Below are 9,304 nucleotides of genomic sequence, written 5' to 3' on the forward strand. Positions count from 1 at the left end.
ACTATCCAGCGGCCCCATGTGCATCACTACCCTGGAACGGCCCAACCGGTCGATCTTCGCGGCGGTGGCCGCCGGTCACCACCGGTAGCTCGCCTCGCCCGGAGTCTCCCGGCATCCGTGTGCCCGGCGCTCCGCGAGCATGCGCCGTGTGTCCATGACGCCCTCACCGGTCAGCGCGAACCACGCGGTCACCGACTCATGGCGCCTGGTCACCTCCCCCGACTCGACCAGCACCCACATCGGCGGGTCAGCCTCGGCCAGATCGGCGCCGTCCACGACGACATAGGAGGAGGCGGCGGCATCGAGGACCGCCAGCAGGCCCTGCGGATCCCTCATCCCGTGCGCGATCCCGCGCTCCTCGGCCTCCTCCACACACCACAGGGCGTACTCCTTGTCCTGCGCGCCCATGCTGATGCCGAACCCCGCGCCCGGCAGCCACGCTCCGCCCTGCTTTCCCAGGATTCGCAGAACCTCCCGCAACGCCGCGGGGACCATCCGCACGCCCTGGGCCGCGGCCATCGCATCGATCTCCTCGTCGCTAGCACCCTCGACCTTCTCGGCACGGAAACCGCCCGCCACGACCTGATCGAAGACATCGCGAATCCCGCGCACCGCCGCGGCAGCGCTCTCGTCCACCACCCAGCCACTCTCCTGCAGTCCATGCACGCGACCCAGTCTCCAGCAAGCCTGACGAGAGTTCAGACGAGCACGGAGACGGTTGCCAGGGCGTCCGCGAGCCGCCGGCGGTGCGGCCGCCGCAGCTCGACCAGCGGAAGGCACACCGCCGCGCGCGGGACGATACCGAGCTCGGCCAAGGCGGACTTGGCCATGACGGCGCCCTGGGACGTGTACCCCGGCCAGCATGGCACCCAACCACTCTGCCGCCAGGCCGACTTGACGCCGCCATGCGGGTGCCGTGCCGGGCGGAACCTGCCCCGCTACAGCGGCGGTGGCAGGCGGGCTTCGGCTTGGTCAGGCAGTGCCGGTCCGGCCCAGCGGTGACCACACTGAAGGCATGGACACGATCAGCATTGGCCAGGTCGAGTCGAAGGAGCGGTTCCCCTTCTGGTGCGAGACGAGCGCGATGCTCTGAGTCCCCTGCGACCTGCGCTGCGACCCGCGGCTGGAGAGCGGCTTCAAGCCCCGGCAGGCATCAGCCATTTCGGTCTTGTGCCGGTGACGCTGCTGACCACGACGCCCCACTCGGTCCACCGCACGCTCAGTACCCTTTTGTGATCCCGAAGTCCGAGAGGTGAGAGGGGTAGGCCAGCGGGTGACAGGAAACAGTGAAGTTGCGCCATCTTGAAGTAGCTGGTCAGGGAGCTGGTGTGACCCTGTTGATGGCGCTCGGACTGACCGTGGGGCGGGTGTCCAACTTGTAGATCATTTGGCGGCGGTGGCGTCGAGGGTCGTCAGGACGAGCAGGGCCCGCGCGAACCGCACATGCCTTGCGAAGGAATCAGCGCCAGCGAGGCATCGTTCATGCCTGCATGACGACCTTCGTTCTCGTTCCCGGCGGCTGGCGCGGCGGTTGGTATTTCTCCGACCTGGCCGACCGGCTCCGCACCGCCGGACACCGGGCGCTGACCGTTACCCCCACCGGCGTCGGTGACCGCGCCCACCTGAACTCTGCCAACGTCAATCTCGACACTCACATCGACGACGTGCTCGCCGTACTCGCTACCGAGGAGGTCAGCGACGCCGTTCTCGTCGGGCACAGCTACGGCGGCATGGTGATCACCGGTGCCGCCGACCGTGCCCCTTCTGGTGTGGTGCGCCGCCTGGTCTACTCCGACGCCTACGTACCCGAGGACGGCCAGTCCTGTTGGGACCTGACCACCGATGCCTACCGCAGCCTGTTCCTGGACGGTGCGGCGGCGGACGGATATGCGGTCCAGCCGCCTCCCGGCAGGGACCCGCGAGTGACCGCACATCCACTGGCCTCCTTCCTCCAGCGGATCCGGCTGGACGCGGGTGGCCTGCATGACGTCAAGACCCGGGACTACGTGTATCTGTCCGGGTGGGACGGCACGCCATTCACTGCCGTCCGTGACCGGCTGGCCAACGACCCAAACTGGCGGGTCCACACCCTGGTCAGCGGCCATGACGTGTGGAGGGATGCCCCGCAGGAGTTCTTGGAGATCCTTCTGCTCGGCGAATAGCCACGACACGACGCGGTGCGCGGACGGCCTCAAACGCGCACCGCTAGGGGCGTTGGCTTCGGGGTGCTCGGACTGGTCGTGGGCGGGTGCCTGCCCTGTAGATCATTTGGTGGTGGCGTCGAGGTTCGTCAGCACGAGGAGGGCGCGTAGCAGGTGGGTGGCGCGGACTCGGCCACCCCCGGCGCACGATCCGGGACCAGCCGCACTGCCCGCCCCGCCACCTGAACGACCGGCGACCCGACCTCCGCGCGCTCGTCGGCGAGCTGCTCGCGCATCCGCTGCCACACCCGCTCGGCCATGGCGAGCTCGTCCCGCTCGGCCCGCACCTCCGCCAACTGCTTGGCCAGCTGCCCCTCAAGGCCGTCCAGCTCCGCACGTCGGGCGGCGATCCGCTCCAGCACCTCGGGGTCCATCATGCGCCGGAGCGTACGAGCTGCCCCATCAACGACGGGCGAGATTCCGCAAAACTGCCCCTGCTAGACAATCTACGCCCCAGACTGCCGCCCCCGACCAGCACGAGCACGCAATCAGCGACCCGCACCAGCCCTTTGACCAGCGACTTCAAAATGGCGGACCTTCATTGAAATACGGGGCCTGGCGGTGCCGGTGTACTGGCGCTGGACGCCGACCGTGCCAGTGCCCTTCTTCACGTCGCCGGTCTCGTCGACGACCAGCACCGCCTGGTCGTCGTGCAGGTGCTCCACCACGTAGGCGCGTACGTCGTCGCGGACCTGATCGGCATCCCACTTGGCCCTGCCCAGCAGGTGCTGCATGCCGTCCGGGGTGGTCTCCCCGGCCCACTCGGCGATGGTCCAGCAGTTCTTACGCGGGAGGTCCGACAGCAGCCCGAGTACCAACTGCCGGACGTGACGCCGGGGTTCGACCCGCGCGAACCGTCCCGCTATCCGGCCCATGAGGCCCTCGAACGCCTCCTGCCAGCGGGCAGGGTCTACGCGGTGACCAGCGGCCACCGCATGATCGTTTGTCTTCACACACCGATGGTCAACGGTGGCCGCACCCGTCTCCGCACCGGCCCCCGCGTCGACTGAGCACTGCACTCGGCGGCTGGGAGCGTCCGAGCGGGGCTTCCACTGCACCTTGCCGAGGTGCCGGAGGCAGTGCGTCTTCACCGACTTGGTTCTGCGGCGATGACTTTCATCGTGCAGTGTCGTCTAAAGGCGGGGGAGGGGCAGCCGCCCTCCCCCGCAGTCCGAAACGGGCCAGCCCTGTCGATCTAGGAGCCTTCCGTGTCCGCACTCCGTACTCTCACGACTGGCCTCGTTCTCGGCGAGTCACCCCGCTGGCACGACGGCCGCCTGTGGTTCTGCGACTGGGGTGCCCATGAGGTCGTGGCCGTCGACCTCGACGGCCGCAGCGAAATCGTCGTCCGCGTACCTTCATTCCCGTTCTGCATCGACTGGCTGCCGGACGGCCGCCTGCTCATCGTCTCGGGCAGCGATCGGCTTCTGCTGCGTCAGCAGCCCGACGGGTCGCTCGTTTCACACGCCGGCCTCGCCGGCCTGTGCGACCGTCCCTGGAACGAGATCGTCGTGGCCGGAAGCGGGAACGTTTACCTCAACAGCATCGGCTTCGACATGATGGCCGGCGAAGATCCCTCCCCCGGCATCCTCGCCGTGGTCACCCCCGACGGCTCGGCACGCCAGGTGGCGGACGACGTCGCGTTCCCCAACGGTATGGCGATCACGCCCGACGGATCGACGTTGATCCTCGCCGAGTCCCACGCGAGCAGGCTCACCGCTTTCGATATCGAGGGCGACGGCGGCCTCTCAAATCGCCGGGTTTGGGCCGAACTCGACGCCGCCGCCCCTGACGGCATCTGCCTCGATGACGAAGGCGCAGTCTGGTACGCGGACGTCCCCAACAAGCGCTGCGTCCGCGTACAGGAAGGCGGAAAGGTACTGCAGACAGTCGAACTCGACCGCGGGTGCTTCTCCTGTGCGCTCGGGGGCGCCGACGGCCGGACACTGTACATGATGGCGGCACAGTGGCCCGGGCCGGAAAGCGCGGCAGACGGGGCACGAACCGGCCAGGTGCTGGCCATGGATGCACCGAGCCCGGGCGCTCATCGTCCGTAGTACCCAAACCCAAACCCCCGCTCACTAGCAACATTACGAACTACGGCTGCTAGGGCGCGTATCGAGTCGTGATCAATGAGCACCGCAGCTTCCGGGCCGGGTGCCCCGTCGGGGGTACGGGGCCGGCGATCTGCGGCTGCGCCGTGTGGGCGCGAGTGACCGGAAGCGATGCCGCAGGCAGGCAGCGGGGCCCGAGGACCCCGGCCGTGTGCCATCCGGGACGGTGCGTCAGAGCATGGCGAGCCGGTCCACCAGCAGCTCCGTCCTGCGCTCGGTGTCCTCCGGCGGGAGCCGTCCCGCTCGGGTCAGGGTGGCCAGTCCGTGCAGGGAGGCCCAGAACGTCTCGGTGAACAGCTCCGGGCGCACGCCGTCCCCGGCGACCTCGCTGAGGCACTCCAGCAGCGCGGCGAAGGCGTCCTTCAACGGTTCGGGGGTGTCCTCCTGCGCGTACGCCAGGCCGCCGTCGAGCTGGAACAGGGCGTCGTAGACCGCCGGATGGCGTTCGGCGAAGGCGAGGTAGGCACGGGCCAGCGCGGTGACCCGGGCGCGGGGGCCGTCGGCGGCGGCGGTCGCGGCCCGCATCGCCACGGCCATCTCGGAAGCGCCCTGCAGAGCGACGGCGCCGATGATCTCGCGCTTGCCGCGGAAGTGGCTGTAGAGGACGGGCTGGCTGTATTCGATGCGCTCGGCGAGCCGCCGGGTGGTGACCGCGTCCCAGCCCTGCTGCTCGGCGAGTTCGCGGGCCGTGGCCACGATGAGGCGCTCGCGGCTGACCCGTTCGCGCTGCTTGCGTTCCTGTACCGACATGATTCGATCCTAGCACCGCTAGACAATCGGGCGACAGCAGTGATAGCGTTGCATCATCATCTAGCAACGCTAGATCCCGGGAGGGGTCATCATGCTCAATGCGCTCGAGGTCGTCACCATCGTGGTCGTCGGCGTGATGGTGGGGGTGGAGTTCTCCGTCCCCTTCTTCAGCAACCCGATCCTCAACGCACTCCCCGGCGACAACGGCCTGCGCGGCCGCGTCCACGGGGCCCGACTGGGCGGCGCCGTGATGCCTTTCTGGTACATCGGCTCGCTCGTCCTCGTCGGGGTCTGGGCCGTCGCCGGATGGGACGACGATGGCACCGGCCTCGTCGTGACCGCCGCCGCGCTGCTGATCGTCAGCGTGCTCATGTCGATCCTGGTGCTCGTCCCGATCAACAACCGGGTCAAGACGTGGACCGCCGGCAGCCGGCCGGCCGACTGGAAGGAGCAGATGAAGCGCTGGGACCGCTGGCACTACGTCCGCGTCGCCGTCATCATCGCCGCCTTCGCCTGCCTGGCGGCCGCCCTCACCTGAGCCCGCGGGCCGGCGCGGCGCCGGTGGCGCACAATCCCCACTCCCCGGGCGGCAGCGGGCCACCGAAATCCCGACGTCCGGGCATGCAGCTGCCGCTGAGAGTCCACACCTGCGATCCCGACAAGCTACGCCCCTCGATCACCTGCGCGGCTCCCGGCTCTGGTTCGGGTGAGGTCTTTGATCCAGATCACCGAGGCACGCAGGTGAAGCCCGGCGAGGTAGCTTTCCGGGCTCTTGTCGTAGCGCTTCGCGATGCCCCGCCACGCCTTCAGTTTGTTGATCAGGCGCTCGACGGTGTTCCTCTCCTTGTAGAGCTCGGCGTCGTGGTCGACGGGGCGTCCCCCTTTGCGGCCCTTCCTCTTCCGGTTGGCGGCCTGGTCCCGTTTCTCCGGGATGACGGCCTTGATGCCGCGCCTGCGTGGTGGATTCTGTGGTCGAGATATCGCCTGTCCCCGGATCCCATCACAGCTGGAAGGAGCCATCAGCGCGCCCCAACTCGGTGAACCTTCGTGGTCACAGCAATAGCTGCGAATAGGCAGGGCTCCGAGGGATGCGCAGGCCGTGGCGACCGCGGTCTCGATCTCGTCAGGTGCGTGGCTGTCGCCGTACGAGGTCCAGAGTTGCTCGGCGACATGCCGGATGACGACGTCCTCGTCCAGTTCGATCAACATGGCTCCCCCCCACGGCACCGGGCTCTGGATTCTTTGGACAGACCCCGCGACAGCACCTGGGCGGTCGCGCCACTCCAGTCCGCCCAGAAGCAACGCGGTACCGAACGCGGCACCTCCGATCAGCCGGGGGCGCCGGTGCAGGGCGCGCAACAGTGCGCCCCGGACGGCGACCAGGAGCGTCATGATCCCACGGTGGCTGCCCCGGAAGTGCACGTCGAGAACCGCGACCACCACGAACAGCACGCCGATCGCAGTCCCGGCCGCGTGAACCGCGTTCGGGCCCGAGAACCGAGGGCGCACCACCAGCTGCATCGCAGATCGGGGTGCTGAGCCATGAGGCTCGCCGCGACATGTCCGGCGGCCACTTCGGCGCCGGGTGATCAGGCAGTGCTGGCCGTGCCGGCCTGCCCCTTCAGGGAGGCCACGACCTGCTGTGTCAGCTTCTTCGCGCTCGCGGCGCCGTTGTCGCTGCCGTCCGTGGACAGCACGCTGACGACGGCCGTGCCCACGCGGGTGGCGATCAGCGTGGTGCCGCTCTCCCAGGCGCTGTCGGTGAGCGTGATGGTGTAGGCGTCGTCCCCGAGCCCACTCGTGGACCTACCGGTGACCGTCACCTTGGTGTGAGTATCGGAGTCGGTGTAACTCGGGCACGCGGCGACGACCTTCGCCAGGGCCTTCATCACGTCTGCCGATGTCGTGCCGCGGTAGACGTCGATCTCCTGGTCGAGTTCGGCGGACGTGTTCTTGTCGATGTACGAGCTCTGCGCGAACGACACGCCCTCGATACCGGTGAGGTCGACCCAGGCGGTGGCGCCGAGGGCGGCGCAGTTCGGCTTGGCGGCGCTCTTGGTGGCCGGCGTTCGGTAGGTGTCGCCGGTGTCCCGGGTGAGGCTGGGGTCGGCGGCGAATCCGGACGTGAGGGACGACGCGGGGGCCAGGGTCTTCTTCAGTTGTGTCCCCGTCAGCAGGCCGGCGTTGGGGTCCTTGGCCTTTGCCGGCTTGGCTGCTGCGGTCGGGCTGTCGGAGGTGTGGGAAGAGCCGGAGGAGCAGGCGGCCAGGGCCAGCGGGAGTGTCGCGGCGGCGAGCACCTTGAGTGCGCGGGACGGCAGACGCATCGGACTCCTTGGGAGAAGAGAGAGTCGCACAGTGCGCCGCACGGACCCGTGGTTGCGTACGTCCGGGGAACGCCGGGTATGTGCGGGAGCCGGGCAGGCGGGGCCGGGTGATCACCGGGCCTGGGCAGACATTAGGGAGCCGTTGGCCACGGACCGGTGTCCGGTTGCTCAAAGCTCGGTCAAAGGGTCCGCCGCTTCCTGAAGATTTGCTGTGTCTTGGGCGAGCCTTGTGGTGATCGGGAAGCAGGGCTTCCCCACCGCGGGGAAGCGGCCGGTTATGCGATCTGCTTCCCTCCGTGCGCGTATCGCCGTGCGTCGCTTAGGGGGCTCACCACGCGTTTCATCTCGCGGACGTACGCCGCTCGGCGCCGTATGCCGTCGCGCATGAACGCAGAAACGCATCAACTGGGGTGGGGATGGCCGAGCATGGGCAGTCGAAGAAGCGCAGGTACATCACGTGGGCGGTGGCGGGGGCGGCCGTCGTCGCGGGAGTCGGGATCGCGGCGCAGACCTCGATGGCGGCCACGACCTGGCCCGCGCAGCCCACCTACACCGGCCGAGCCTTCGACACCAGCACCGCGCCCTCCCCGGCCGCGATGAGGGCATGGCACACCGGCTTCTACGGCGCCGCCGCTGTTTACGTCGGCGGCAGGAACCGCGGCTGTGCCCAGCCCAACCTCACCGCTTCCGGGGGAAGTCGGTCAGTTCCATCGGCTGGAAGCTCATCCCTATCTACGTCGGCTATACGTCGGCGCCCAGCCGCCCTGCCAGAAGAGCTCCAGCCCCGAGAAGCTCACCGCCTCCACCGCCGCGTCCCTCGGCGCGCAGGACGCGGCGGACGCGGTGGCCAAGGGGAGGGCGGCCTTGCCGAGCGATGTCCCGTTGTCTGTGACCGCCGGCGTTACGTTCTCCGTTCCGGAGTAACAGGGCGAAGCACGGGTGGCGGTGAGAGCTCCGCGGTCGACGGCGTCGGCGCAGCTGAACCTAAGCAGTCCGCGCGGCCGCAACCGCGTTCCTGACCGGTCTGACCAGAGGAAAGCCAGAATTCGGCCGTAGTTCACTCGCGCTCGTCCGCAGGCCCTCGAGCCCCATGCCGAGCGTCGCCGTGTCAGGGCCGGCCGGTGATGACGCAATGGCCGCACGGCTTCCACCTCTGTAGACCGTCGCGACGCCAGGGCCGCCCGGGCCGAGTAGGCCAGCAGAGGGATGCCCTGCCAACCGCGTCGGAACCACTCGCCCTCCACGCTGTCGCGGCAGGTGTCGCTGCTCTCCGTGGTGATGACGTCGCCTGTGACGTCGGCGCCCCAGTGCCGGGGCACACGTGGGGCCCGTGGTCGTACTCGCTCAGCACCCGCTCGCCCTCGTGGCTCTTGCAGTCATCGGCAACGGTTGCGGCCTGTCCGGTCGAGCCGCCTGGGGCGTCGGACCAGTCGTTTTTGTCTGATCTCGGCGGCGAACTCGCGGGCAAGGCGGCTGAGGGCCATGGTGCCCTCCGACAAGACGAGGTGGGACACCGTCCCCCGACGGGCCGGCCGGATGCAGGCCCTCGCGGCACCGGTCGTGGAAACCGTTTGGCCGACGGCCAGGTGGGGCAGGGGGTGTCTCTCCCCGCATGCGGGCTATCGGTCCGGACAGGGCCCGGCGCTGGCGTAGTAGCGGGCCCATGCCTGCTTGACGCGGTCCAGCACGGTGCCGTGTTCGGCTCCGTCGACGTTCAGCGGCGCGCGGAGACGGGAGATCAGTGCCGTCTCCAGCGGGACGGGATCGGGGCGCTGGCTCCAGGTAAGGGTGAGGTGCCGGTGCATCCAGTCGGTGAGGCGCTGCTCGTCTTGGCCGACCAGGAAGTTCGGTCTTCCAGGTGCGGGTGCGATAGCCGTTGGAGCCGCAGGCATGGCAGTGATCAGTAGCCGGCGGT

At 68.9% G+C, this 9,304-nt stretch carries 9 protein-coding genes and 4 pseudogenes; 4 read left to right on the forward strand and 9 right to left on the reverse strand.

Annotated features, from left to right (window positions below):
* Window positions 1-75: 75 nt before the first annotated feature.
* A complete protein-coding gene (locus CLM62_RS10820) occupies window positions 76-666 on the reverse strand; it encodes a hypothetical protein (RefSeq protein WP_143659010.1) in 591 nt (196 codons plus the stop codon).
* A gap of 32 nt (window positions 667-698) precedes the next feature.
* Complete coding sequence (locus tag CLM62_RS51365) at window positions 699-830, reverse strand: hypothetical protein (protein ID WP_257003795.1); 132 nt, start codon at window positions 828-830, stop codon at window positions 699-701.
* A 660-nt stretch (window positions 831-1,490) separates the two neighbouring features.
* Between CLM62_RS51365 and CLM62_RS10825 the strand changes: the two genes are divergently transcribed.
* The gene (locus tag CLM62_RS10825) at window positions 1,491-2,162 is read left to right on the forward strand and encodes an alpha/beta fold hydrolase (RefSeq protein ID WP_095749628.1); all 672 of its coding nucleotides are present in this window, start codon (window positions 1,491-1,493) and stop codon (window positions 2,160-2,162) included.
* Between the two features lie 128 nt (window positions 2,163-2,290).
* Here the strand turns inward: CLM62_RS10825 and CLM62_RS10830 are convergent, their stop codons facing one another.
* Together CLM62_RS10830 and CLM62_RS10835 are read right to left on the reverse strand one after the other, a co-directional pair.
* Window positions 2,291-2,578: a hypothetical protein gene (locus tag CLM62_RS10830; RefSeq protein ID WP_095749629.1), complete on the reverse strand. Its 288-nt coding sequence runs from the start codon at window positions 2,576-2,578 to the stop codon at window positions 2,291-2,293.
* Between the two features lie 114 nt (window positions 2,579-2,692).
* Window positions 2,693-3,076, reverse strand: a pseudogene (locus CLM62_RS10835) (transposase); the annotation flags it as partial.
* Window positions 3,077-3,409: 333 nt separating this feature from the next.
* On the opposite strand from CLM62_RS10835, the gene CLM62_RS10840 reads away from it, so the two are divergent.
* Window positions 3,410-4,258: an SMP-30/gluconolactonase/LRE family protein gene (locus CLM62_RS10840; protein WP_095749630.1), complete on the forward strand. Its 849-nt coding sequence runs from the start codon at window positions 3,410-3,412 to the stop codon at window positions 4,256-4,258.
* Between the two features lie 228 nt (window positions 4,259-4,486).
* Here CLM62_RS10840 and CLM62_RS10845 read toward each other — a convergent pair whose 3' ends face one another.
* Window positions 4,487-5,065 (reverse strand): TetR/AcrR family transcriptional regulator, encoded by a 579-nt coding sequence (locus CLM62_RS10845; protein ID WP_095749631.1) that lies wholly within the window; start codon window positions 5,063-5,065, stop codon window positions 4,487-4,489.
* Between the two features lie 91 nt (window positions 5,066-5,156).
* Here CLM62_RS10845 and CLM62_RS10850 point away from each other — a divergent pair, with 91 nt between their 5' ends.
* Window positions 5,157-5,603, forward strand: a complete 447-nt coding sequence (locus CLM62_RS10850) for a DUF1772 domain-containing protein (protein WP_095749632.1) — start codon at window positions 5,157-5,159, stop codon at window positions 5,601-5,603.
* Window positions 5,604-5,728: 125 nt separating this feature from the next.
* On the opposite strand, the pseudogene CLM62_RS10855 reads toward CLM62_RS10850, so the two are convergent.
* The 3 genes and pseudogenes from CLM62_RS10855 to CLM62_RS10860 all read right to left on the reverse strand — a co-directional run.
* Window positions 5,729-6,022: pseudogene (locus CLM62_RS10855) on the reverse strand (hypothetical protein); the annotation flags it as partial.
* A 114-nt stretch (window positions 6,023-6,136) separates the two neighbouring features.
* Window positions 6,137-6,586: pseudogene (locus tag CLM62_RS53005) on the reverse strand (hypothetical protein); the annotation flags it as partial.
* Window positions 6,587-6,654: 68 nt separating this feature from the next.
* Window positions 6,655-7,389, reverse strand: a complete 735-nt coding sequence (locus tag CLM62_RS10860; protein ID WP_095749633.1) for a hypothetical protein — start codon at window positions 7,387-7,389, stop codon at window positions 6,655-6,657.
* 416 nt (window positions 7,390-7,805) lie between these two features.
* Between CLM62_RS10860 and CLM62_RS51370 the strand changes: the two are divergent.
* A pseudogene (locus tag CLM62_RS51370) lies at window positions 7,806-8,250 on the forward strand (glycoside hydrolase domain-containing protein); the annotation flags it as partial.
* Window positions 8,251-9,008: 758 nt separating this feature from the next.
* Here the strand turns inward: CLM62_RS51370 and CLM62_RS10870 are convergent.
* Window positions 9,009-9,281, reverse strand: coding sequence for a GIY-YIG nuclease family protein (locus CLM62_RS10870; protein WP_143659012.1), 273 nt, complete (start codon window positions 9,279-9,281; stop codon window positions 9,009-9,011).
* Window positions 9,282-9,304 lie beyond the last annotated feature (23 nt).

It is taken from the genome of Streptomyces sp. SA15 (genome assembly GCF_002291145.1).
In the GTDB taxonomy this organism is placed as follows: domain Bacteria; phylum Actinomycetota; class Actinomycetes; order Streptomycetales; family Streptomycetaceae; genus Streptomyces.